The organism is Oceanicaulis sp., from assembly GCF_051859625.1.
Taxonomy (GTDB): domain Bacteria; phylum Pseudomonadota; class Alphaproteobacteria; order Caulobacterales; family Maricaulaceae; genus Oceanicaulis.
Genome location: NZ_JBHYFH010000003.1, coordinates 25,056 through 47,390, shown reverse-complemented (window position 1 = coordinate 47,390; position 22,335 = coordinate 25,056). Strand labels below are relative to the sequence as shown.

The following is a 22,335-nucleotide window of genomic DNA, read 5'->3' as shown; positions in this document are numbered from 1 at the left end:
CGTCTAGCCCGGCCCGCCCGGGCCGCGGCCTCCGCCGCCCGGGCCGCCGCGTCCGCCTCGACCGCCGCTGGGGCGGCCCTGGCCTTGCTGGCCCAAGCTGACCTGCCGGATCAGCTCTTCCCGGCTCACCTGGCCGTCAGCGTTTCGATCATGGCGAACCAACTCGCTGATCCAGACGGCGGTGAATTCGTCCAGCGTGCTGACAGAATCGCCATCGGGGTCAAACGCGATGCGCCCTGGCACGCCATAGGCCATACCCAGATGCCGTTGGGAAAATCCGGTGATTTCAATGCCTGACAGAACGCCGTTCGCATCCTGATCTGAGGCTACGAACACCCGCTCTGCGCCGTCTTGCACTTCGCTAGACGTCACCACCGCGTCATGATCCATATCAAAGCTCGCCAGGACGAGGCCCGCCGGGGTCACGATGCCGCCTGAGCGGGACGGGTTGACGCCGGGGCCGGCGTCGCGGCCGCCCTGGCCGCGATCACGGGGCGGGCTGGCGCAGGCGCCGACCGCCAGCGCGGTGGCCAGAATAACAGTTGTTGCGAGTCTCATAGGGGGGCTCCATTGGGGGGACGGAAGCCCGTGATACGGGTGTGCAATTGCAAATCCGTCGCAAGAAAAACGCCGCCCCGATAAAATCGGAGCGGCGCGTTTCAGGACTGATCAGTGGAGCTAGGCGGCGGGCGCGTCGACGCTGCTCATGTCGATCACGAAGCGATAGCGCACATCGGCCTTTTCCATGCGGTCAAAGGCGGTGTTGATCTCGTCCATCTTGATCATCTCGCACTCGGGCAGGATGTTCATCCGGCCGCAGAAATCGAGCATTTCCTGGGTTTCCGCGATGCCGCCGATCAGGGATGCGGCGATGCGGCGACGGCCCATCAGCATGGGGGGCGTGGCGAACTCCTCCATCGGGCCGACCTGGCCGACGAGCGTCAGCGTGCCGTCCACGTCCAGAAGCGGGATGTAGGGGTTCACATCATGTTTGACCGGAACGGTGTCGATGATCAGGTCCAGCGAGCCGCGGGCGGCCTTCATGGCGGCCTTGTCGGTGGAGATCAGCACGGTGTCCGCGCCCAGCTCCAGCGCGTCTTTCTCCTTGCTCGGCGAGCGGCTGAGCACCGTTACGTGCGCGCCCATGGCGACGGCCAGCTTGATGGCCATATGGCCGAGCCCGCCCATGCCGACGACGCCGACCCGGCTGCCCGGACCCACATTCCAGGTGCGCAGCGGGGAATAAGTGGTGATGCCGGCGCACAAAAGCGGCGCCGCTCGCGACAGGTCGAGCCCGTCCGGCATCGCCAGCACGAACTCTTCACGCACCACGATATGCTTGGAATAGCCGCCGTGGGTGGGCTCGCCGGTGATCCGGTCTTTTGAATCATAGGTGGCGGTCATGCCGTTGCGGCAGAACTGTTCTTCGCCATGGCCGCACTGATCGCACTCCTGGCAGCTGTCGACCATGCAGCCCACGGCCACATCGTCTCCGACCTCATAGTGCTCGACATCGGGGCCGACGGCGATGACCTTGCCGACGATCTCGTGGCCGGGAACGACCGGGTAATCCACCTTGCCCCAGTCTCCACGGGCGGTGTGAAGGTCAGAATGGCAGACGCCGCAATAGGTGATCTCGATGGCGACATCATTGCCGCGCAGCTCACGGCGTTCGAAATCATAGGGCGCGAGCGGCTTGTCGGCGGAATAAGCGGCGTATCCGGTGGTTTTCACGGATGTCTCCTGAGACTGGCTTCACGATATCGTGATTCAGATGTAGGGCAGAACGCTTATATCGCAAGCGATATAAAGTAACTCCCGCCCGGCATGGGGTCTGCCCAGGGGCTGCCGGTTCAGTCTCAGAAGGGCAGGGGGCGCTCTGCATGCTGCACCGTGATCCAGTGGTCGGTGGTGAACTCCTCTATCGCCCATTCGCCATTGAAGCGGCCGAGCCCTGAGTTCTTCTCGCCTCCGAACGGCGCATTGGCGTCATCATTGACCGAATGGTCGTTGATATGGGTCATGCCCGTATCCATACGGCGGGCGAACGCCGTGGCGCGTTCGGTGTTGGCGGAATGAACGGCGCCGGACAAGCCATATTCGGTGGCGTTGGCAAGTTCCAGCGCATGGTCTTCATCGCGCGCCTTGAGGATGCCGGCGATGGGGCCGAAGATTTCGTTATACGCCAGCTCCATCTCCATGGTGACGTCCGCAAACACATGCGGCGGCACGAGCTGACCCTTGATGTCGCCTTCGACCAACGGCCGGGCGCCGTCCTTTTTCGCCTGGGCGATCTTGTCTTTCAGGCCGTCCAGCTGGCTTTCATTGATGATCGGGCCGACCGCTGTGTCAGGGTCTGACGGATCGCCGTATTTCAGGCCCCGGACCCGCTCTGCGAATGTCTCGACAAACGCGTCATACAGGCTTTCATCGACGATGATGCGGTTCACTGCGATGCAGATCTGGCCCTGGTGCAGGAATTTGCCCGCCACGGCCGAGTTCACGGCGCGGTCGAGATCAGCATCATCAAGCACGACAAAGGCGTTGTTGCCGCCCAGCTCCAGCTCCAGACGTTTCAGGTCATCGCTGGCGGCGACCTTGCTCGCGATGCCCTTGCCGACCGGGGTTGAGCCCGTGAAGGAAATCAGCTTCGGGATGGAATGCTCGACAAATGCGTCGCCGATGTCAGAGCCCTTGCCGATCACCACATTCAAAAGGCCTTTGGGCAGCCCGGCCTCTTCAAAGATTTTGGCCAGCAAGAGCCCGCCGGAGACCGGCGTGTCGGAGGCGGGTTTCAGAACCACGGCGTTGCCAAGCGCCAGCGCCGGCGCGACGGAGCGTTGCGCCAGGTGCAGCGGGAAATTCCACGGTGAGATCACGCCGACCACGCCCAGGGGCTTGCGATAGACGCGGCTTTCCTTGCCGGGAATATTGGAGGCCAGAATGCGGCCTTCCACGCGCAGCGGGAAACTCGCCGCTTCCTCGGTGATGTTGCGGGCGTTGGACCATTCCGCCTCGGCCTTGATCCTGGTGGAGCCGCTTTCCTTGATCAGCCAGTCGACGATTTCCTCGTGCCGGTCTTCAAAGATCGACACGGCCTTGCGCAAAACGGCGGTTCGTTCGGCAGGCGCTTTCCCGGCCCAGTCCTGCTGCGCCTCTCGCGCAGCGTCATAAGCGGCGTTCAGATCGTCTTCGCTGGCGGCGTCGATCTTTGTCAGCACATCGCCCGTGTACGGGTCCGTGTTCTCCATGATCTGGCCTGCGCCGCCTGTGCGCCACTCTCCAGCGATGAATTGACGGTTCAGATCGGTATAAGCGTCGGTCATGGGAAATCCTTGCAACGGGGGAGGGCGCGCTTCGCAAGGCGTCGTCTGGTGCGGCTTGGGAGCACTTGCGAAAAGAGCGCTTCGTCAGGGGTGTCAGCAAGTAACGCCTGGATGGCTTGGGAGTTTCATGCGAGCTGAGGTTTTCTGCCTCGCGTGTGGCCCTGATTTGCGATTTTGCCCGTCTCGCCTTACATCCCCCGGCCATGACAGACAGCGCAGCTCTTCTCGACCGCCGGTTCACGGTGGCGCCCATGATGGACTGGACGGACCGGCACTGCCGCGCCTTCCATCGCATCCTCACGCGCCGGGCGGTGCTCTATACCGAGATGGCGGTGGATCAGGCGCTGATCCATGGCGATGTGCCGCGCCTGATCGGCTTTGACGCCTCCGAGCATCCGGTCGCCATCCAGCTGGGCGGGTCTGATCCGGAAATTCTGGCGCGCGCGTCCAAGATCGCCGAGGGCTTTGGCTATCTCGAGATCAACCTCAATGTGGGTTGCCCGTCTGACCGGGTTCAGTCGGGCAAGTTCGGCGCCTGCCTGATGCGCGAGCCCGAACTGGTGCGAGATTGCCTGACCGCCATGCGCGAGGCCGTCTCTGTGCCCGTCAGCGTCAAGCATCGCCTCGGCGTGGATGATCAGGATCCCGAGAAGACCCTCTTTGGCTTTGTCGAGACGGTGCGCGAAAGCGGCGTGAAGACCTTTGTGGTCCATGCGCGCAAGGCCTGGCTGAAAGGGCTGAGCCCGAAGGAAAACCGCGACGTGCCGCCGCTCGATTATGATCTGGTGCGCCGGATGAAGGCCGAGCATCCCGATCTCGAAGTGCTGCTCAATGGCGGGCTGGAGAGCCTTGATCATGGCATGGCCGAGATCCACGGCACGGACGGGATCATGTTGGGGCGCGCCGCCTACCACACGCCCTGGACGCTGGCTGAAGTGGATACCCGCGTCTATGGCGCGGCGTCCGATCCATGCGCCACGCCCTTTGACGCGGTCGCGGCCTATCGCCCCTATGTGGAGGCTCAGCTTGAGCGCGGCGTGAAACTTCACGCCATCACCCGGCACATGCTGGGCCTGTTCGCAGGGCGTCCCGGCGCGCGCAAATGGCGCCAGGTGTTGTCTGAGCGCGCCAACCGGCCCGGCGCCGGGTGGGAGGTGCTGGAAGACGCGCTGGCTGCGGTGCGTCCGGCGGCGGCGGAATAAAACCCTTTCCAGCCTTTATGTTGCGGCGCGCCATGAAAGCGCGCAAAAGTGCGGCCCTCTTTCAGTTTGCTTGAAAGGCTGCCCGCATGGACGCCTCGCTCATCCCCTTCATCCTCGCCCTTCTGGCTGTCGGCGCCTTCGCCGGGCTGATTGCGGGCCTATTCGGCATTGGCGGCGGCATCATCATGGTGCCTGCGCTCTATTACGTGCTGAACGGGTTGGGGTATGACGCGCACGCCATGCACGCCGCGGTCGGCACCTCGTTGATGGTGATCGTGGCGACGTCTCTGCGCTCTGTCGCCGCCCACGCCCAGAAGGGGGCGGTGGATTTCTCTGTGCTCAAGACCTGGACGCCCTTCATCGTTATTGGCGCGCTGCTGGGCTCCGCTGTCGCGGACCTCGCTCCGGGGCGGGCGCTGACGGGGCTTTTCGGCGCAGTGGCGCTTCTGCTGTCGGCGCAATTCTTCTTCGGACGCCCGGACTGGAAGCTGGCCGACGATCTGCCGGGCCAGCCGATGAAGACGGTGCTCGGCATGACCATCGGGATTCTCTCGTCCCTGATGGGCATTGGCGGCGGCGTGTTCGGCGTCACGCTGATGACCCTGCACGGCAAGACCATTCACACGGCTGTCGCCACGGCGGCCGGCTTCGGCGTCGCCATCGGTCTTCCGGGGGCTATCGGTTTCATGATTGCAGGGCTGGATGAGCCGGGCCGGGCGCCGTTCTCGGTGGGGTATGTGAACATGGCCGCGTTCGTGACGCTCGCCGCCTCGGCCGTGTTCCTGGCGCCGGTGGGCGCCAATCTGGCGCACAGCCTGAACCCCAAACGGCTCAAGCAATTCTTCGCCGTGGGGCTTCTGGTCATGTCTTTGAACATGCTGCGTGAAGCGATCTTTGTGGGCTAGCTAGCGACCGGCCTGCCGCGAGTTTCGATACGCCGCTTCGCGCGCTTTGAGCTCGGCCTTCACAGACAAGCGCTCCTCATGGCTCATCAGGGTCCAGCGGCCCAGCTCATCCATGGTGCGAAAACAGCCCACGCAGATCGCCTGGTTCGGATCGACCACGCAGACGCGTTTACAGGGGCTCCAGATCGGGTCAGTCATGGGGCGCAAACTGGCGCGTTAAGGCTTCTGCTGCAAGCGCACTAGTGTTTCTTTAAGAAAACGGTATTTTGGCGAACCTGTGACAAACGCCCGGCGCGGCGTGAGCCGTCATTAGGGGATATCATCCGATATGATTGAAGATCTGGGTCTGCAGATGCGCAGCCTCATCGGCGTGTTCGTGTTTCTGGCGATCGCCTGGGTGTTGGGGCCGCGCAAGACGCCGCCTGTGGTGCTGATCATTGGCGGAGTGGCGGTGCAGTTCGCGATCGCCATATTGCTGTTCAGCTTTGCGCCGACGCGCGCTTTCCTGTCCTCGCTGACGACCGTTGTGGAGGTGCTGCAAGCGGCCACCACCCAAGGCACCAGCTTTGTGTTCGGTTATCTGGGCGGCGGTGAGAACCCCTATATGATCCGCGAGGGGATGGAGGGACTGACCTTCACCTTCGCCTTCCAGGCCCTGCCCATGGTGATCGTGCTGTCCGCGATCTCGGCGGTGTTGTGGCGCTGGCGCATTCTGGAATTCGCCGTGCGCGGCTTCGCCAGCCTGTTCCGCCGCATCCTCAACCTGTCCGGCGCGGCGTCGCTGGGCGCGGCTGCGAACATTTTCCTCGGGATGACGGAAAGCCCGGTGCTGATCCGTCCGCGCCTGCCGGCGATCTCGCGCTCTGACCTGTTCCTGATCATGACGGTGGGCTTTTCCACCGTCGCAGGCTCGGTGATGGCGATCTATGTCAGCCAGCTGAACGCCGTGCTTGATGACGCCGCCGGCCATATCCTGACCGCCTCGCTGATTTCCGTGCCCGCCGCCGCCGTGCTGGCGCGTCTGATGCACCCGCAGGACGAAACCGCCGAGCAGGCCGAGAAAGAACGCATCCCGGTCCAGCTCTATCACTCCACTATGGACGCCCTGACCACGGGCGTGTCTGACGGCGTGAAGCTGTTTGTGAACATTATCGCCATGCTGTTGGTGTTCACCGCCATTGTGGCGCTGGTGAACTTCATGCTGGGCGGCCTGCCGGACTTCATGGGCGAGCCGATCACCGTTCAGCGCGTTCTGGGCTTCATCTTCTCGCCGCTGGTCTGGATCGCCGGACTGCCGTGGAGCGAAGCGCAGGCGGGCGGCACCGTGATGGGCTTCAAGACGGCCCTCAACGAGATCTTCGCCTATGACGCGCTGGCTGCGAACGCCGACGTGCTCAGCCCGCGCTCGCGCCTGATCATGACCTATGCGGCGTGCGGCTTTGCGAACTTCTCTTCGGTGGGTATTCTGGTGGGCGGCCTGATCGCCGTGGCCCCGAGCCGCCGCGAGGACATTCTCCAGCTCGCTCCGCGCGCGCTGATCTCCGGCACCCTCGCCACGCTGATGACCGGCGCCGTCATCGGCGCCCTGCCGATGAGCCTCTTCAACTAGGCTGTTACGCACGCAGACACGAAAACGGCCCCGGAAACCCGGGGCCGTTTTTTGTTTGGAGTAGGGCTTGGGCCTCTGATTGGGGCTTACTGGTTGTCGAAGCCGAAATCGGTAAGGCCGCCGGTTCTGGACACGGCGAATCGACGCATCTGGACGGCGTTATCGAACTGGGCACGCTCGGCGATGATACGAAAGCGTGCATTAGCCCGTACGAAGTCCCCGCAATCTCTAAGATCAGCGGCGGTTATGATATACTCGTTCCCGTTGCTCCTCTCGGGCCTATAGGTCAGAGAGCAGTCGGTATATCCACCAGCATAGCCTTCGGCGGTGGCGTTTTCCAAGGCCACATCAATTTTCTCAGGTTGTCCCGTCACACCAACTATGCGGAAGACATTCTGCGTTCCGGCATTGTGTCCGCCGGTCCACTCAAAGGGGCCGAATTCAACACGAGCACGGTCATTGGCCATATCAAGAGGTCTACGCGTTGAAGCAGGATCATGATCAAAAGAGAAATCGGTTATGTCGCCGTCGGCGCCCAATGCAAAGCGTCGCATCATGAGACCTGAGGGAATTTGCTCAGCTTCAGCCACCACTCGAAATGATATGTCCGCCCTTCCAAAGGCGCCGCACGCTATCAGATCGGCGCTGCTTATAATGTAGTCATTGACGCCAGCGTTTGCTGCACGGATGGGCAAAGAGCAATCAGTGAAGTCTCCCTGATATCCATCCTGCAAAGCGTTATTGAGCGCCAGCTCGATCGAGCGCGGCTGGCCAGACAGGCCTGTAATTCGGAAGAGACTTTGGGTGGGCGCGTTGGCGTCTCCTGTCCATTCGAAAGGCCCCAGGACTACCTCCGCCAAACCGTCGGAGAGGCTTGTTGGTGCTCTGAGAGATACAGGAATCTGATCAAAAGCGAGATCGGAGACTGCGCCGCCCTGTGTGCGTACATATCGCCTCATGGTGGCGGCCGGCGTACCGTCAATCTTACTGACCCGAAAGCTGAGGTCAGCGCGTCCGAACTCTCCGCAAGCAGTAAGGTCTTCCTGTGTGATCAGGTACTGGTTGTAGTTCATAGAGCTTAAATTGAGAGGCAAAGTGCAATCTGTGTACTCGCCCGCAAATCCGGGTTCGGACGCGTTCTCGATTGCGACCTGAATGGATTCTGGCAAAACGCCGCGTAGACCGGCCAATCTGAAAAAGTGCTGACGGATCTGCGGGCTGGATTCTGTCCACTCAAAGGGGCCGAACTCCGCCGTGAAATTGGTATCCCGGTTGTTCAGCTGCATCCTGTCCACGCTCATGTCGGTAAGCATGCCAGACGGACTTATTCGAAAGCGTCTCAAGAGCAGCTCCTCATTGAGGTCCGCTGCGGCTGGCGTAATCTCAAATCGCAAGTCAGCGGTCTGGAAACCCCCGCAGTCCAGCAGGTCGGCGGCTGTAATCAGGTACTCGGAACCCGAGTGCCTTGCAGGGCGAATAGTGAGTTCGCAAACCTCAAAAGAGTCATAGAATTCGGAGGTCATCGCATTATTGATGGCGATGCGAATGGAGCGAGGCGGGCCGGAAGGAACACCGGTAAGCCTGAAGACCTCCTGGTCACCCGCTTGGGCGCTATTGACCCAATCAAAGGGGCCAAAAACACGGGAGTCACCGGAGTTGATCTGTATTGTATTCGGGCTAGAAAATGTAGAATGGTAGTAAGCTGTATAGTTATTGGCCCTGTCCCGAAGAACCAGTTCGACGCGATATCGTCCTGCCCTTGCATCGGGGGGAATGGGAATCACAATTTCACCTGAGGCCTGCATTTTGCCAAGTATGTTTATAGGTGAAGCTGAATACTGATTTTCGACATCAGAAGTGTCTTCATGGCGGATCGTCAGCCGGATATCTTCTAGCCCTGAGCCGCCCTCATCACTCAAATCGTATCGCACTGTCACCGGTACGATCTCGTTACTCAAATTCACCTGTTCCGGGGAAACAGTGAGGCGGTTAACTCTCGGAGGGAAGCTGTCGGAATTGGGGTTTGTAATAGTGACTGAAGCTGGAGAGACGATGCCTCGTTCATAATTGTGGGAAATATTTCTCGCCTTATCATTTGCAAAAAATTCAATGTCATAAACACCAGATCTAAAGTCATTTGGCAATTCGAGAGCTAATCGTCCTTTTGTAGATTGAACTCCTTCAAAATCATGAATTAGTATAGGAAAGGCCGAAATGGTGTCGCCCCGTCGAAATAGTCGGATAACCATTGAATTCAGACCCGAAGGGCCAACATCCTCGAGGTCATATTCGAAAACCAGCTGGTCATTCGACCCTGTCATGGTCAGATTTTCGGTATTCACAGTGACGTAATTCACGATCGGGGCGTCGCGGTCCTCATTGCTGTTCAAAATGGTTACCTGTGAAGGCGTTGAAGGCGCGAGATCATTGAAGTAGGCGTAATTTCCTAATCGGTCTCTGAGTTGGAGATAGGGTTGGTAATCACCCTCCCAAATGTGTTCCGGGATTTCAAAGCTGATCTCTCCTTCAGCATGCCTTTCATAATTGAACTGGATTGGGCCGCTATAAATTGTCGGCTCGAAGGCGCGCCAGCCAACTGGACGCAAGCTTATCGACAACACTTCAAGTCCGATGCCTGCATCTGAGACGTCATACTGGGCCGTGATGCGCCTCTCCCCGGCATCCATATCGACAGTCTCTGGAGAGAGCGTCAGGGAATTGAGGACGGGGGGTGTTGTGTCTACAGCGGTTGGGCTGAAAACGGACTGCTGACGATTAAGACGGTCGGTGTGAGAGGGACTGATGGCCGAACTTGCCGCATTCCAAGTGTCAGCAATACTCCACAGCTCGTCTGCGATAAGGGTGCAGTCCTGATCATGGCTGGCTTCACACTGTTCAAATCTGCGCTCGAAATCGTGTCGTATGTCGATGTAGCGATCAGTGGTTAAGCCATGTTCCACAGCCAGTGAGTCAGTTTCGTTGGGCGCGCGTAGAACATGAGCGGCCACAGTATCAAAATGACTCAGAGCGCGCTGTGCAGACAAATCAGCATCTGTTGCAAGCTGTGCGTTGGCTGCAACGGACCAGAAGCTTGCTAGTAAAGCGTATGGCAATGATGCCAGTTTGAACCCGCTCATGTTTCCCCTCAAAGTGAATAGTGATTGTATTTTCTCTCTTGTAAGGGGAAGATGGGAAAAGTCTATCGTGTTTATATGATCTTAATCATTGACATGTGAGGGCCTGCAAAACAGGTGCGCTCCTAATCCCCCCGCCTTGGAAAGAACTTGCTCCTGAGCCAGCCCAGCGTGGAATTGCCGGAAAGCTGCTCGCGATAGGCGGCTTTCATGAAGCGGTCGAGGCCGTCGGCGTCACCCAGCATCTCCATGCGCGTCTTGAACGGGCCGTCGGGGTCGAGCGTCTTGAGGGGTTTGGCGGGCGCGCCGGCGACCACGGTGTTGGCGGGCACGTCCCTGGTGACCACAGAGCGCGCTCCGATGACGGCGTTGTCGCCGATGGTCACGCCCTTGCCTACGAACGCGCCGTCGCCGATCCAGACATTCCGACCGATGATCACCGGGGCGCTGGGCGGTCGCGGGGTGATGCGGTCGTACAGCCCATGCCAGTCGCTGTCGGTGATGGTGACGGAATTGGCCAGCAAGGCGCCGTCGCCGATCTCGATTTTCTGGGCGGCCAGGATGCGGATATTGCCGGCGAAGAAACAGCAATCTCCGATCCTGATTTCACCGGGTGCATCCTGGGGCGACCAGACGGTGAAGCTGACGGGCTGGTCGCTGCGGCTGACGATATGGATGGCCCGGCCGGCATGGACGTTGGGGCCGAAGACTTCCACATTCCACGGGCGCACCACCTTGGCGTGGGTCCCCAGGCTCTCGAAATGCGGCTCCAGAAAGCGCCGGACCCACCAGTTTTCATACTGCTCCCAAAGATCGTGCATCCAGTAAGGGCGGTGGTCATGACGCATGGTTTTGGAGTATCCAGCAAAGAATGAGCGAAGACGTTATCGAAACCGCGATTCTGTCCCTGGTCGAGGCGCGAGGGCCGGAAAAGAGCATCTGCCCGTCCGAGGCGGCCCGCGAAGTCTTTCCCGAAGACTTCCAGAAACGCATGCGCCATGTGCGCAATGCGGCGATCCATCTGGCCCGTCAGGGCAAGGTGGTGATCCTGCGCAAGGGCAAACCGGTCGATCCTGAAAACTTCAAGGGCGTCTACCGTCTGGCCAAGGCGCCCGACGCGCCGGCGCCTGAAAGCGATGGCTGAGGATTTCGACCAGCTGAAGGCGCAGATTCGCGCCTGCCGGGTCTGCCAGCCCCACCTTGATCATCCTGTGCGCCCTGTGGTGCGCGGAGAGGCGAGCGCGGTCATCCGCATCATCGGACAGGCGCCGGGCACGCGGGTTCAGCTGAGCGGCATGCCCTTCACCGATCCCAGCGGTGATCGTTTGAGGGATTGGATGGGGGTGAGCGAGGCCGAGTTCTATGACGAACGCGCCATCGCCATCACGCCCATGGGCTTCTGTTTTCCCGGCCTGGACGCCAAGGGCGGCGACAAGCCGCCGCGCCGTGAATGTCCGCCGCTCTGGCAGGATCGGGCGAGCATGGCGTTACCCCATGTGAAGCTGACCTTGCTGGTCGGCGCGCATGCCCAGCGCTGGCATCTGGGCTCGGGCGCGGCGAAAACCCTGACTGAAACTGTAAAGCAGTGGCGACTGCACTTGCCAGATTATGTTGCGCTGCCGCATCCCAGCTGGAGAAACACCGGGTGGTTGAAACGTAACCCATGGTTTGAGAACGAGGTTTTGCCTGAGCTAAAAGCTCGCGTCCGCAAAATGCTGAACAGCATAAATTGACCGTACATTTACCCAAGTAAAACGGGTACTTGCACTGGGTTGTCTCAAAGAGTATCGAGGCGGCGCACACGCTGGCCAAAGGCTGTTTGCGACCGCCGACGAAGCGGCGCCGCCCCGCCAGCGGATTTTATTCGTATCGCGACAGGAAGGACTCCCCGCTCATGAGCCTGTTCGAGCACAAAGCGTTTGATAATCACGAGAAAGTTCTGTTCGCCACTGATCCGGCGACCGGGCTGAAGGCTATCCTGGCGGTGCACTCCACCGCACGCGGCCCGGCCGTGGGCGGTTGCCGCATGTGGTCTTATCCGTCCTCTGCCGAGGCGGTGACCGACGTGCTGCGCCTGTCACAAGGCATGAGCTACAAGAACATCATGGCGGACCTGCCCATTGGCGGCGGCAAATCCGTGATCATGCGCCCTGAAGGAGATTTCGACCGCCAGGCGCTGTTTGAAGCCTTCGGCCGTGCGCTGGAAAGCCTCAATGGCCAGTACATCTCCGCTGAAGATGTGGGCGTGTCGCCGGACGACATGGTCGCGGCGCGCCGCACCACCCGCCATGTTGTGGGCCTGCCTGACGGCACGGGCGATCCGTCGCCTGTCACCGCCAAGGGCGTGTTCATGGGCATTCAGGCCGCCGCGGCTCGCGGTCTGGGCTCTGAAGACCTCAATGGCGTGAAGATCGCCGTGCAAGGCGCGACCGGCCATGTGGGCGCGTATCTGTGCCGTCATCTGGCCGAAGCCGGCGCCGAACTGCATCTCGCCGACATCCGCGCCGCCGAACTGCATGCACTCGCCAAGGAGTTGGGCGCGACCGTGGTTGAAGACCCCAACGCCATCTATGACGTGGATGCGGACATCTTCACCCCGTGTGCTCTGGGCGCGATCATCAACCCTGAGACCATTGACCGCCTGAAGGTCAAAGTGGTCGCCGGCGCCGCCAACAATCAGCTGGAAACCCGCGACATGGGCGCCGAGCTGCAAAAGCGCGGCATCTTCTACGCCCCCGATTACGTCATCAACGCCGGCGGCATCATCAATGTGATGGGTGAGCTGGACGCGCGCTTTGACGCCAAATGGGTTGAAGGCAAGCTGGTCACCCTGAAAGCCACGCTGGGCGAAATCATGGACACCGCTTCGCGTGAAGCGCGTCCGGCGAACATTGTCGCTGACGAACTGGCGCGCCAGCGTCTCGCGGACGCCGCCGAGCAGAAAGCGCTCGCGGCCGAATAAGCGCGCTCTCTGTCCTGAAAGACACTTGAATTGTGAAGCGGCGGCCTGTACTCAGGCCGCCGTTTTTGCATTGAAGGACTTGAGGCCCATGAAGCTCCAGACCCGTTCCGCCCCTCGCGCAACCTTGTCTGGAGTCCGTCATGTCCGCCTTGTTATCTGCAAACTCACTTACGCTTCGCACCCCTGATCATCACGTCCTGCTAGAGGACTTCACCCTCAGTTTCGGCTGTGAGGTCACCGGCGTGGTCGGCCCGAACGGGGCTGGGAAATCCACCTTGCTCAAGACGCTTGCCGGCGCGCTGACCCCTGCAGGCGGTCAGGTGCTTGCTCATGGCCGGGTCGGCTGGCTTGAACAGTCAGGTCCGGACGCCGACGGTGATCTGGCGACAGGCCTTGGCGTCACCGAAGACCTGGCCCGTCTGTCCCGCATTCTGGCGGGCGAGGGGGATGAGGCGGATTTCGCCCAAGCCGACTGGGCGCTGGAAGCGCGTGTGGCGGCGGCTCTGGACACAGTGGGGCTTGGCGGCAAGCCGCTCGACGCGCCGCTCTCATCGCTCTCAGGCGGCCAACGCGCGCGACTGGCTTTGGCGCGGGCGATGCTGGACGCGCCGGACATTCTGATGATGGACGAACCCACCAACAATCTCGACGCTGACGGCCGGGACGCGGTGGGGCGGATGATGGCGGACTGGTCGGGCGGGATGGTGATCGTCAGCCATGATCGCGCGCTCTTGGAGCGTGTGGACAGGATCATAGCCCTTGAAGGGCCGGGCTGGTCGGTGTTTGGCGGCGGCTGGTCGGCTTATGTCGCTCATCGCGATGCGGCGCGCGCGCGGGCGGAGGCCGAATATGATCGCGCTGAAGCGGACGCGCGTCAGATCAAACGCGCCGCCATGGAGGCGCAGGCGCGACTGGAGCGCCGCGCGCGATCGGGGAAAAGCCAGCGCGCCGACGGCAGCAACGCCAAGGTCTTGCTCGACGCCATGAAAGCGCGCAGCGAAAGCACGGCGGCGCGGCTGGCCGGCGTGCGGGACAAACGGGTTTCGGACGCCGAGGCGAAGCTGGAGGCGGTCCGCGACCAGCGTCACCGCAGCCCGAAACTCAATATCCGGGCTCAGGGCGCGGACAGTCCGTCGGGGCGCACGGTTCTGGCGTTTGACGCTGTGAGCTTCAGCTATGGCGAGACACAGGTGATCAACCAGCTCAGCTTTGCGCTGACCGGCGGTCTACGCTTGGCGCTGTCGGGTCCCAACGGGGCGGGCAAGACGACGGTGTTGAAACTGGCGCAGGGGCTGTTGACGCCGCGCTCTGGCGAGATCCGGCGGACGACGGGGCGGATCGCCCGGCTCGACCAGACGGTGAGTGATCTCGATCCGTGCCTGAGCGTGGTCGAGGCGCTATGCGCCCGTGACCCAAACCTATCGGTCAACGCGGCCTACGCCGCGCTGGCGCAGTTTGATTTGCGTAATTCTGAAGCTGACAAACCCGTATCGGTTCTGAGCGGCGGGGAAAGGCTGCGCGCTGGCCTGGCGGGTGTTCTGGGCGGTGAACCGCCCGAGCTGATCTTGCTCGATGAGCCCACCAATCATCTCGATATCGAGGCTGTTGAGGCGTTGGAAGACGCGCTGAACGGCTTTGGCGGCGCGATTCTGGCGGTCAGCCATGACCAGGCGTTTCTGGACGCGATCAATCTTGATCAGACGCTCAGTCTTGATCAGGCTCGGCTTTGACCGGATGGGCGAAGGCGGGCTCGACGCTGAGCCGCACGGCGTCGCCGACCCGGTGGTTTTCCTTCAGGCTGGCGCGGGCCTCCAGCATCTGACCGGTTTCAAGCCGACAGATCAGGCGCGCATAGCCTGAACTGACCCGGCGCTGGGTGATCATCGCCAGGGCGCCGTCAGCATCCGCCCGGCCAAGTTTCACCCCTTCCGGTCGGACCAGCAGCAGGGCTGTGTCGCCGTCAGTGAACTCTTGCGCGGGATAGGCGCCCAACACCGTATGCGCGGCGCCGTCATGTATGTCCGCTTCAAACACGCCCACATCGCCCAAGAGTCGCGCCGCGGTCAGCGAGTTGGGCTTCATGTACAGCGTGTCCGGCGCGCCGGTCTGGATGATCCGGCCTTCATTCATCAGGGCGATGGAATCAGCCAGCTCCAGCGCTTCTTCCGCGTCATGGGTGACGATCAGGGTCGCCGCTTCCGACTGGCGCAGCACATCGGCTGTGGCGCCGCGCAGTTCAGAGCGCAGACGGCGGTCGAGCCCAGAGAACGGCTCGTCCAGCAACATCACATCGGGCTTGATCGCCAGCGCGCGCGCCAGCGCCACGCGCTGCTGCTCGCCGCCCGACAGCTCATGGGGATAGGCTTTGGCGCGATGAGCCAGCTCCACCGCTTCAAGGCGGGTGAGGGCGATCTGGCGGCGCTCGGCCTTCGAGCCCTCGCGCAGACCGAACGCCACATTGTCGAGCGCGGTCAGATGCGGAAACAGGGCATAATCCTGAAACACCACGCCGCAGCGCCGGTCTTCAGGCGGTTTGTGAAGGCCGGGCGCGCTCCACAAATGGTTTTCAAACCGGATTTCACCGGAATCCAGCGGCTCCAGACCGGCGATGGCGCGCAACAGCGTTGATTTGCCGGAGCCTGACGGTCCCAACAGCGCCGTCACCCGCCCGCAGGTCAAGGTCAACTCCACCCCGTCCACGGCGGGCCGGCCCGGGGCGAACCGCACCAGGGCGCCGGAGACTTCCAGCAGGCGATCATCAAGTTTGACGGGGGTCATGTCAGGCGGGCTCACAGTCATCGGGCGGCTTCCTGCCGGGTGATGCGGCGGGCGATCCAGATCATGGGCGGCAAGGCGATCAAAGTGATCAATAGCGCAGGCAGGGCCGCTTCGCCCAGCCGTTCGTCAGAGGCGTAATTGTTCGCGATCACCGCCAGCGTGTCATAATTGAACGGACGCAGGATCATGGTGGCGGGCAATTCCTTGAGCACCTCCACGAACACCAGAAGCGCTGCAAGGAGCGATCCGGACATCACCAGCGGGCGATGCACGCGCCAGGCCGTCTCGCCCGGCCCCGCGCCCAAAGTGCGTGCGGCCATGTCCAGCGTCGGAGTAACCCGTTGCAAGGCGCTTTCAGACGGCCCGATCGCGGCGGCGGCGAAGCGCGATTGGTAGGCGAAGACCAGGGCGATCACCCCGCCAGAGACAAGGATCGGAAATTGCGCGCCGGTCATCGCTGTCCACGCGCCGTCGAGACCCGATTGCAGCCCGCCCAGAAGCACCAGCACGCCCAGCGCCGCGACGGATCCGGGTACGGCGTAGCCCAGGCCCGCCAGACGCGCCGCAGCGACGGCGGCGGGCTTGCGGCTGCGCAAGGCGTAAGCGCACGCCAGCCCAAGCACCGCAGCCGCCAGTCCGGAGATGAGGGCGAGGGTCAGCGAATGGGTCGCCGCCTGGATCAGGTCGCGCGCGACCGGCGCGTGCAAGGCGCGATAGCCCAGACGCGCCAGGGGAATGATCAGGCCAATGAGGACCGGGCTCAGGCAAGCCAGTATGGCCAGTGCGGCCCGCGCCGGGTCGAGATCCATCCGCCGGGGCGGACGGCGTCGGCCCGAGGCGCTGGTCTGGCGGGCGCGCTGGCGCTGGCTGCGCTCAAGCGCGAACAGGACAAAGGCGATCATCACCAGAATTAGCGCCAGACGCGCGGCGTCGGCGATGGCGCCTTCGCCCGCCCAGGCGCGGATCAGGCCCACTGACAATGTCGGCGCGCCCAGATGGACGACAGCGCCATAGTCAGCGAGGCTTTCCATCACCACCAGCGCCAGTCCGGCGGCGATGGCGGGGCGAGCCATGGGAATGGCGGCGCGTACAAACGCCTCGCGCGGCTTGGCGCCCAGCGTGCGGGCGGCTTCATAGGCGTCGGCGGACTGACCCGCGAAGGCCTCGCGCGCCAGAAGATAGACATAAGGGTAGAGTGCGAAGCCGAAGATCAGCCCGGCGCCAACGGGACCGCGCACCGTGGGCAGCCAGTCTGCCGGGCCGCCCGGCTGGGTCAGGTCATACCAGGCATAGGCCGACGCATAGGCGGGGGCGGCCAGCGGCAGAGCCAAAAGCCATTCAAACACCGAGCGCGCAAAGAACCGGTAACGCGCCACCAGCCAGGCCAGCGGCACGCCGATCAGGCCGGCGCTGAGCGCGGCCACGCTGGTGACCAGCGCTGTATGGCCCAGATAGGCGGGCAGGCGGGTGCGCGCGATATGCGCCATGTAATCGGTCCAGGGCCCGAAAACGCCAAGCGCCGCAACCGCCAGAAGCGGTGCGGCGCAGATCAGAGCGGCGACAAGGGCGGGCCTGACCGGATTGAACTGGGCGCGGCGTGCGATCACGGCCAGCCGACGCGATCGAAAATGCGTTGGGCTTCGCCAGCGTTCTCGCCCAGCGCGTCCACATTCACATCATCTGACGTGTAAGACCCGAAGGCGTCCAGAACGTCGTTGTCATAGGCGATCCCGGCGATCACCGGATACTCGTTGGTCAGCTCGGCGAACGCGCGCTGGGAGTCTTCAGACAGCAGGAATTCGAGAAACGCGATCGCGTTTTCACGATGCGGCGCATTGGCGGCCAGACCAGCGCCGGACACGTTCACATGGGCGCCGCCCTCGCCAAGATCAGCGAAGATGACGCCGATCTGGTCCGCGATCTCCTGATCGCCCGGATTTTCAGAGCGCATGAAGCGCGCCAGATAGTAATGGTTGATGATGGCCACATCGCATTCGCGCGCGGCGACGGCGCGGATCTGGTCGGTGTCGCCGCCCTGGGGCGGACGCGCCATATTGCTGACCACGCCTTCAGCCCAGGCTTCAGCGGCCTCTGCGCCTTGCTGGGCGACCATGGAGGCGAGAAGCGACTGGTTATAGACATTGTTGGACGAGCGCACGCAGACCCGGCCCGCCCATTCAGGCGCGGTCAGATCGCTGAAATTCGTGATCAGGGACGGATCCACACGATCTTTCGCATAGGCGATGACCCGAACGCGTTTGGCGAAGCCGAACCAGTCGCCATCGGGCTGGCGCAGATTGGAAGGCACCGCTTGCAAGGTGTCTGCAAGTTCGGGGGCGGGCTGGAACAGACCCGCTTCATCGGCGCGCCAGAGTCGGCCTGCATCGACCGTGATCACCACGTCAGCCTGAGAGCGGTCGCCATCGGCGCGCACGCGCTCGATCAGCAAATCTCCTGGCGCTTCAATGACGTTGACCGCAATGCCGGTCTGCTCCGTGAAGGCGGCGTACACCTGGTCGTCCGACGCATAATGGCGGGCCGTGTAGATGTTGACGACATCGCTGTCAGACGATCCTGACGGGCTGCAGGCGCCGAGCGCCGCCAGGCTGACCAGTCCGGCGAAAAGGCTTGAGCAGGCTGCGGCGAGTTTCATGGCGTGTCCTTGGTGCTGCGATCAGGCGATATAGCCGCCTGTCAGGTCCGGGGAAGCCTTTCACTGCCATTTCTGAGAACGTCTCGCAAGTGCGGCTGCCAGCCGCAGCCTCGATTTGTTTCTCATTGACGCGGTGCGGGCTGAGTTTTAATCCACGCGTCGGCTGCAGACGCCCGCTGTCCGAGCGACACGTTCCTGTGTCGGGTGAAGATCTGCTTTCTGTCGATACGCACCGCTTTCTTTCGCCGTCTCGCGAAATGGCAATTCGGACCCCATTGATCTGTGAGACTGCTTGAGGAGTAGGACTTGTGTCGACTCAACGACCCCATAGCGTGTTTCTGACGGGCGCCATCCCGTCCCTGTATCTCAATACCGCCGGTCCGATCATCGTCCTGATGATGATGAGCGGCTTTCTGAACGTCACCGACGCCTGGTTCCTGGGCGTATATGCCGGTGAACAGGCCCTGGCGGCGGTCACCGTCAGCTTCCCCCTTTTCATGTTGCTTAGCGCTCTGGGCATGCTCGTGGCGTCAGGCATGTCCAGCCTGCTCGCGCGTGCGCTCGGACGTGGCGATCAGAGCGAGGCGGAAAGCATCTTCGCCTCGACGCATGCCCTGTCGCTGAGCATCGCCGGAGGGCTGATCGTTCTTTTCTTACTGGCCGGCGGTCCTGTTCTGACCCGGCTGTCACTGGGGGACGCCGCGCTCGCCGCCGAAGCCGCGCGCTATATTGGCGTTCTTGTCTGGGGCGCGCCGGTCGCGCTGATCCTGTCGGTTCAGGCCGATGGTTTGCGCAATGAAGGGCATGCGGGCTTCATGGCGCTGGCCGGGCTAGGGGTGACGCTTGCGAACATCGCGTTCAATGCGGTTTTGATCATCGGCTTTGATATGGGCGCAGCGGGCGCCGCCATTGGCACCGTGATGGCCCAGGCTTGCTCTATGGCCGTTATTCTGGTCTGGCGGATGCGTCATGCCGGATTGATGTCGCCGCCTGTCAGCGCCTGGCTCAAAACACGTCGGGACTGGGTGCAGATTCTGGTTCTGGGGGCGCCGTCCGCCCTGGGCTTGTTCGGGGTTGCGCTCGGCTCCTTGACGGTTTTGAGCGTGCTGCAACTGAGCGACGTCGAAGACTATCAGGCCAGTGTCGCCGCCTATGGCGTAGCGACACGTGTGGTGACCTTCGCCATTCTGCCGGTGATCGGGCTTTCGCAGGCCGTGCAGACCATCACCGGCATTAATCACGGCGCAGGACAGACACGCCGTGTGCGCGACTCGCTCCGCTTCGCGCTACTCGCAGCGCTTTGTTATGGCGCTCTGGTTGAAGCGAGCGTTCAGGTGTTCGCGGACCAGATCGGAGGCTGGTTTGTGAGCGGGGACGGGCTGGCGCCTCAGATCGCCTTCATCCTGCGTCGCCTGATGGCGTTGTTCGTGCTGATCGCGCCGCTTTCCTTGCTCAGCTTGTATTTCCAGGCGCAAGGCGATGCCCTGAGGGCGGCGGTCCTGGGCCTGGCCAAGCCGTATGCCCTGTTCATTCCGCTTGTGGTCGTCCTGGGTCTCGCATTTGGACCGAACGCAATCTGGTGGGCGTCTCCTATCGCGGATCTTGGAGTGCTGGCGCTGTCGGTGTTCATGCTCGCGACAGCAGGCTCCCCGATGGAGGCGCGATCCTCTACGCTCAGCGCTGATGCAGGAGGATCTGATGACGTCAGGGACACATCCGGCGAACCCTGAGTTCGCCTTCCGCCCGACCGCGCGCTTTGCGGGCGCCCTCTATCTCGCCATCATTGTGCTGGGACTGGTCAGCGAGGTTGTCCTGCGCGGACCGGTTCTGGCGGGCGGACTGGACGGGCTGAGCGTCGCCTCGGCGCTGCCGCTCAGGCAAAGTCTGGCGGCGGACACGCTGATGGTGATGGCCGATCTGGGGGTGGCGGTGCTGCTCTACCGGTTGTTGAAGCCCTATGGGAAAAGCCTGGCGCTTGCGGCTCTCTTGTTTCGCTCAGCCCAGGCCATGGTCATCAGCGCCAATCTGCTCTTCCAGGTGCGCGCCGTGCAGTTGCTCGAGGCAGGCGCGTCCGCACCCGAGGTGATCGGCGTGCTGGGCGTTCAGGCGATCGGGTATGATCTCGGGCTCGCCTTTTTCGGGGTGAATTGTCTTCTGACGGCGCTTTTGCTGATCCGGGCCCGTGCGCTGCCGGTCTGGCTGTCAGGACTGATCGGCGTGTCTGGGCTCGTCTATCTGACCGGAACCGGGCTGCGTCTTCTGGCGCCTGAGGCCTATGACGGCTTCGCCTTGGCCTATCTGGTTCCGGTTGCGGGGGAGAGTCTGTTTGCGCTTTATCTGCTGATTGCAGGCGGGCGCTGGGTCAGGCCCTGAGCCGAAAAGCAAAAACCCCGGCTCGGTTGAGCCGGGGTTCGCGCCTCTTCAGGCATATTGGTGGGCGATACAAGGATCGAACTTGTGACCCCTTCGGTGTGAACGAAGTGCTCTACCGCTGAGCTAATCGCCCTCAAGAGGCGCGGGTTTTATGCCGGGGACTCAATAGGGTCAAGCGGGCGGGCGCAGGAAACGCAGACTTGATGCAGAACGGGCGCAGTCGGGCTTCTGCTAAGTGACAGAAATTCCTCGGTTGCATAATTTTTTTTCGAAAAAATGGCCCGTCATACTTTCGTCAAGAAGAAATATCACTTATAGACCCGCGTCTCGCTGCAAGGCTGTCTCGGTCTGCAGCTAACAAATCCAAATGATAATGAACCCTACGCACGCGAGCTGCTGCGCGTGTTTGAAGGAGGTTTCTCCCCCATGGCCACCAACGACTTCTGCACCCGTGAAGGTGCGCTCCGCCTCAAAGAACGTATCGAAGCATACTGGAAAGAGCGCGGCTACGATGTGAACATCGAACTGACCGAGGCTGGCTTCATGCCGGCCATGCGTTCGGCGCGCACCGATGTGCGTTCCAACATGGTCAACGGCATGCCGCGTCCGGCGAACGACCGTTCCTCCGAGCGCCGCAGCGCCTAAGCGCCTTTACGTGTGACGATCAGCTCGGCCAACAGGTCAGGCAACACGCCATATGTGTCAAAAAGCCGGTCCGCACCCAGGGTGCGGGCCGGCTTTTCGCTATAACCGCCTTCGAAAATCACGGACCCCGCGCCCGCCGCTTTCGCCGCCAGCGCATCAGGTTCTGAATCCCCCACCAGAACGCACGCATGGTCGATGGGCTCTCCGCCCACGGCGACGATCAGATGTGAGGCGTCAGGCTTCTTCGCCGGCGCGTCTTCCGGTCCGATCACCCGTTCGAATCGGCTCCGCATGTTCAAAGCGTCCAGCAAGGGAATCGCGAGCTGAGTGGGCTTGTTGGTGCAGACCGACAAACGCGCCCCGGCCGCCGTCAGCGAATCAAGCACCGCCTCGACCCCCTCAAACGGGCGTGAGTGCCGGGCGATGTCGGCTCGATAGGCGTCCATGAAAACGTCGAGCCGGTCTTCCACCAGGTCTTCATGGGGCTCGGCGCGTCCCTCGCGGACGAAGGCGCGGCGGATGAGCGCCCGGGCGCCGCGTCCGACCATGGCGCGGACGGCCTCGACCGGCACCGGGTCAAAGCCCAGTGGAACGACGCTTTCATTGAGCGCTCGCACCAGATCGGGCGCCGTGTCCACCAGCGTGCCGTCAAGGTCAAAGGCGATCCGGGCGCCGTTCAAAGAGGTGTGCATGGGCTCTCACATTGGGTTTCAGATGCATCAGCGAATGTGACGCGTCTGTGCGGTCG

At 62.3% G+C, this 22,335-nt stretch carries 20 protein-coding genes and 1 tRNA gene; 10 read left to right on the top strand and 11 right to left on the bottom strand.

Annotation, left to right across the window (positions count from 1 at the left end; genetic code table 11):
- Window positions 1-3: 3 nt before the first annotated feature.
- The 3 genes from ACTIGF_RS13365 to ACTIGF_RS13355 form a co-directional block, all read right to left on the bottom strand.
- Window positions 4-558, bottom strand: a complete 555-nt coding sequence (locus tag ACTIGF_RS13365; protein ID WP_439637343.1) for a hypothetical protein — start codon at window positions 556-558, stop codon at window positions 4-6.
- A 120-nt stretch (window positions 559-678) separates the two neighbouring features.
- Window positions 679-1,734: an NAD(P)-dependent alcohol dehydrogenase gene (locus ACTIGF_RS13360; protein ID WP_439637342.1), complete on the bottom strand. Its 1,056-nt coding sequence runs from the start codon at window positions 1,732-1,734 to the stop codon at window positions 679-681.
- A 125-nt stretch (window positions 1,735-1,859) separates the two neighbouring features.
- The gene (locus tag ACTIGF_RS13355) at window positions 1,860-3,326 is read right to left on the bottom strand and encodes an aldehyde dehydrogenase family protein (RefSeq protein ID WP_439637341.1); all 1,467 of its coding nucleotides are present in this window, start codon (window positions 3,324-3,326) and stop codon (window positions 1,860-1,862) included.
- A gap of 203 nt (window positions 3,327-3,529) precedes the next feature.
- On the opposite strand from ACTIGF_RS13355, the gene dusA reads away from it, so the two are divergent.
- Both dusA and ACTIGF_RS13345 read left to right on the top strand, forming a co-directional pair.
- Entirely contained in the window at window positions 3,530-4,528 is a 999-nt protein-coding gene (dusA, locus tag ACTIGF_RS13350) for a tRNA dihydrouridine(20/20a) synthase DusA (RefSeq protein WP_439637340.1), read from the top strand.
- Window positions 4,529-4,614: 86 nt separating this feature from the next.
- A complete protein-coding gene (locus tag ACTIGF_RS13345; RefSeq protein WP_439637339.1) occupies window positions 4,615-5,433 on the top strand; it encodes a sulfite exporter TauE/SafE family protein in 819 nt (272 codons plus the stop codon).
- Here ACTIGF_RS13345 and ACTIGF_RS13340 read toward each other — a convergent pair whose 3' ends face one another.
- Window positions 5,434-5,631, bottom strand: coding sequence for a DUF1289 domain-containing protein (locus tag ACTIGF_RS13340; RefSeq protein WP_439637338.1), 198 nt, complete (start codon window positions 5,629-5,631; stop codon window positions 5,434-5,436).
- Between the two features lie 130 nt (window positions 5,632-5,761).
- Between ACTIGF_RS13340 and ACTIGF_RS13335 the strand changes: the two genes are divergently transcribed.
- Window positions 5,762-7,042 carry a NupC/NupG family nucleoside CNT transporter gene (locus tag ACTIGF_RS13335; RefSeq protein ID WP_439637337.1) on the top strand — a complete coding sequence of 427 codons (1,281 nt, stop codon included), beginning with the start codon at window positions 5,762-5,764 and terminating at the stop codon, window positions 7,040-7,042.
- An 86-nt stretch (window positions 7,043-7,128) separates the two neighbouring features.
- Here the strand turns inward: ACTIGF_RS13335 and ACTIGF_RS13330 are convergent, their stop codons facing one another.
- A complete protein-coding gene (locus ACTIGF_RS13330; RefSeq protein WP_439637336.1) occupies window positions 7,129-10,179 on the bottom strand; it encodes a hypothetical protein in 3,051 nt (1,016 codons plus the stop codon).
- A gap of 122 nt (window positions 10,180-10,301) precedes the next feature.
- A complete protein-coding gene (locus ACTIGF_RS13325) occupies window positions 10,302-11,024 on the bottom strand; it encodes an acyltransferase (RefSeq protein WP_439637335.1) in 723 nt (240 codons plus the stop codon).
- A 23-nt stretch (window positions 11,025-11,047) separates the two neighbouring features.
- Here ACTIGF_RS13325 and ACTIGF_RS13320 point away from each other — a divergent pair, with 23 nt between their 5' ends.
- From ACTIGF_RS13320 to ACTIGF_RS13305, 4 genes are all read left to right on the top strand, one after another.
- Window positions 11,048-11,320: a DUF3253 domain-containing protein gene (locus ACTIGF_RS13320; protein WP_439637334.1), complete on the top strand. Its 273-nt coding sequence runs from the start codon at window positions 11,048-11,050 to the stop codon at window positions 11,318-11,320.
- Window positions 11,313-11,909, top strand: a complete 597-nt coding sequence (locus tag ACTIGF_RS13315; RefSeq protein WP_439637333.1) for a uracil-DNA glycosylase family protein — start codon at window positions 11,313-11,315, stop codon at window positions 11,907-11,909. The genes ACTIGF_RS13320 and ACTIGF_RS13315 overlap by 8 nt, the downstream gene beginning before the upstream one ends.
- Window positions 11,910-12,070: 161 nt before the next feature.
- Window positions 12,071-13,138 (top strand): Leu/Phe/Val dehydrogenase, encoded by a 1,068-nt coding sequence (locus tag ACTIGF_RS13310; protein ID WP_439637332.1) that lies wholly within the window; start codon window positions 12,071-12,073, stop codon window positions 13,136-13,138.
- A 140-nt stretch (window positions 13,139-13,278) separates the two neighbouring features.
- The gene (locus tag ACTIGF_RS13305) at window positions 13,279-14,868 is read left to right on the top strand and encodes an ABC-F family ATP-binding cassette domain-containing protein (RefSeq protein ID WP_439637331.1); all 1,590 of its coding nucleotides are present in this window, start codon (window positions 13,279-13,281) and stop codon (window positions 14,866-14,868) included.
- Here the strand turns inward: ACTIGF_RS13305 and ACTIGF_RS13300 are convergent.
- From ACTIGF_RS13300 to ACTIGF_RS13290, 3 genes are read right to left on the bottom strand one after another with little or no spacing between them, the layout of a single operon-like run.
- Window positions 14,843-15,937, bottom strand: a complete 1,095-nt coding sequence (locus tag ACTIGF_RS13300; protein WP_439637330.1) for an ABC transporter ATP-binding protein — start codon at window positions 15,935-15,937, stop codon at window positions 14,843-14,845. The two genes, ACTIGF_RS13305 and ACTIGF_RS13300, sit on opposite strands and share 26 nt — an antisense overlap.
- Window positions 15,934-17,523: an ABC transporter permease gene (locus ACTIGF_RS13295; protein WP_439637329.1), complete on the bottom strand. Its 1,590-nt coding sequence runs from the start codon at window positions 17,521-17,523 to the stop codon at window positions 15,934-15,936. The genes ACTIGF_RS13300 and ACTIGF_RS13295 overlap by 4 nt, the downstream gene beginning before the upstream one ends.
- On the bottom strand, window positions 17,520-18,569 hold the full coding sequence (locus tag ACTIGF_RS13290) for an extracellular solute-binding protein (protein WP_439637328.1): 1,050 nt from the start codon (window positions 18,567-18,569) through the stop codon (window positions 17,520-17,522). The genes ACTIGF_RS13295 and ACTIGF_RS13290 overlap by 4 nt, the downstream gene beginning before the upstream one ends.
- Before the next feature lie 308 nt (window positions 18,570-18,877).
- Between ACTIGF_RS13290 and ACTIGF_RS13285 the strand changes: the two genes are divergently transcribed.
- Both ACTIGF_RS13285 and ACTIGF_RS13280 read left to right on the top strand, forming a co-directional pair.
- Entirely contained in the window at window positions 18,878-20,299 is a 1,422-nt protein-coding gene (locus ACTIGF_RS13285) for an MATE family efflux transporter (protein WP_439637327.1), read from the top strand.
- The gene (locus ACTIGF_RS13280; RefSeq protein WP_439637326.1) at window positions 20,268-20,942 is read left to right on the top strand and encodes a DUF4386 domain-containing protein; all 675 of its coding nucleotides are present in this window, start codon (window positions 20,268-20,270) and stop codon (window positions 20,940-20,942) included. The genes ACTIGF_RS13285 and ACTIGF_RS13280 overlap by 32 nt, the downstream gene beginning before the upstream one ends.
- Window positions 20,943-21,000: 58 nt before the next feature.
- On the opposite strand, the gene ACTIGF_RS13275 is transcribed toward ACTIGF_RS13280, so the two are convergent.
- Window positions 21,001-21,075 (bottom strand) — tRNA-Val (locus ACTIGF_RS13275).
- 293 nt (window positions 21,076-21,368) lie between these two features.
- Here ACTIGF_RS13275 and ACTIGF_RS13270 point away from each other — a divergent pair.
- Window positions 21,369-21,587, top strand: coding sequence for a phosphoglycolate phosphatase (locus tag ACTIGF_RS13270; protein WP_022701867.1), 219 nt, complete (start codon window positions 21,369-21,371; stop codon window positions 21,585-21,587).
- Here ACTIGF_RS13270 and ACTIGF_RS13265 read toward each other — a convergent pair.
- Complete coding sequence (locus ACTIGF_RS13265; RefSeq protein ID WP_439637325.1) at window positions 21,584-22,279, bottom strand: HAD hydrolase-like protein; 696 nt, start codon at window positions 22,277-22,279, stop codon at window positions 21,584-21,586. The genes ACTIGF_RS13270 and ACTIGF_RS13265 overlap by 4 nt on opposite strands.
- Between the last annotated feature and the right edge of the window lie 56 nt (window positions 22,280-22,335).

Excerpts from the sequence above, each read along its gene's own strand:
- ACTIGF_RS13365 (WP_439637343.1), bottom strand. The coding sequence starts at position 558 with ATGAGACTCGCAACAACTGTTATTCTGGCCACCGCGCTGGCGGTCGGC.
- ACTIGF_RS13355 (WP_439637341.1), bottom strand. The coding sequence starts at position 3,326 with ATGACCGACGCTTATACCGATCTGAACCGTCAATTCATCGCTGGAGAG.
- dusA (WP_439637340.1), top strand. The coding sequence starts at position 3,530 with ATGACAGACAGCGCAGCTCTTCTCGACCGCCGGTTCACGGTGGCGCCC.
- ACTIGF_RS13345 (WP_439637339.1), top strand. The coding sequence starts at position 4,615 with ATGGACGCCTCGCTCATCCCCTTCATCCTCGCCCTTCTGGCTGTCGGC.
- ACTIGF_RS13340 (WP_439637338.1), bottom strand. The coding sequence starts at position 5,631 with ATGACTGACCCGATCTGGAGCCCCTGTAAACGCGTCTGCGTGGTCGAT.
- ACTIGF_RS13335 (WP_439637337.1), top strand. The coding sequence starts at position 5,762 with ATGATTGAAGATCTGGGTCTGCAGATGCGCAGCCTCATCGGCGTGTTC.
- ACTIGF_RS13330 (WP_439637336.1), bottom strand. The coding sequence starts at position 10,179 with ATGAGCGGGTTCAAACTGGCATCATTGCCATACGCTTTACTAGCAAGC.
- ACTIGF_RS13325 (WP_439637335.1), bottom strand. The coding sequence starts at position 11,024 with ATGCGTCATGACCACCGCCCTTACTGGATGCACGATCTTTGGGAGCAG.
- ACTIGF_RS13320 (WP_439637334.1), top strand. The coding sequence starts at position 11,048 with ATGAGCGAAGACGTTATCGAAACCGCGATTCTGTCCCTGGTCGAGGCG.
- ACTIGF_RS13315 (WP_439637333.1), top strand. The coding sequence starts at position 11,313 with ATGGCTGAGGATTTCGACCAGCTGAAGGCGCAGATTCGCGCCTGCCGG.
- ACTIGF_RS13310 (WP_439637332.1), top strand. The coding sequence starts at position 12,071 with ATGAGCCTGTTCGAGCACAAAGCGTTTGATAATCACGAGAAAGTTCTG.
- ACTIGF_RS13305 (WP_439637331.1), top strand. The coding sequence starts at position 13,279 with ATGTCCGCCTTGTTATCTGCAAACTCACTTACGCTTCGCACCCCTGAT.
- ACTIGF_RS13300 (WP_439637330.1), bottom strand. The coding sequence starts at position 15,937 with ATGACTGTGAGCCCGCCTGACATGACCCCCGTCAAACTTGATGATCGC.
- ACTIGF_RS13290 (WP_439637328.1), bottom strand. The coding sequence starts at position 18,569 with ATGAAACTCGCCGCAGCCTGCTCAAGCCTTTTCGCCGGACTGGTCAGC.
- ACTIGF_RS13280 (WP_439637326.1), top strand. The coding sequence starts at position 20,268 with ATGACGTCAGGGACACATCCGGCGAACCCTGAGTTCGCCTTCCGCCCG.
- ACTIGF_RS13270 (WP_022701867.1), top strand. The coding sequence starts at position 21,369 with ATGGCCACCAACGACTTCTGCACCCGTGAAGGTGCGCTCCGCCTCAAA.
- ACTIGF_RS13265 (WP_439637325.1), bottom strand. The coding sequence starts at position 22,279 with ATGCACACCTCTTTGAACGGCGCCCGGATCGCCTTTGACCTTGACGGC.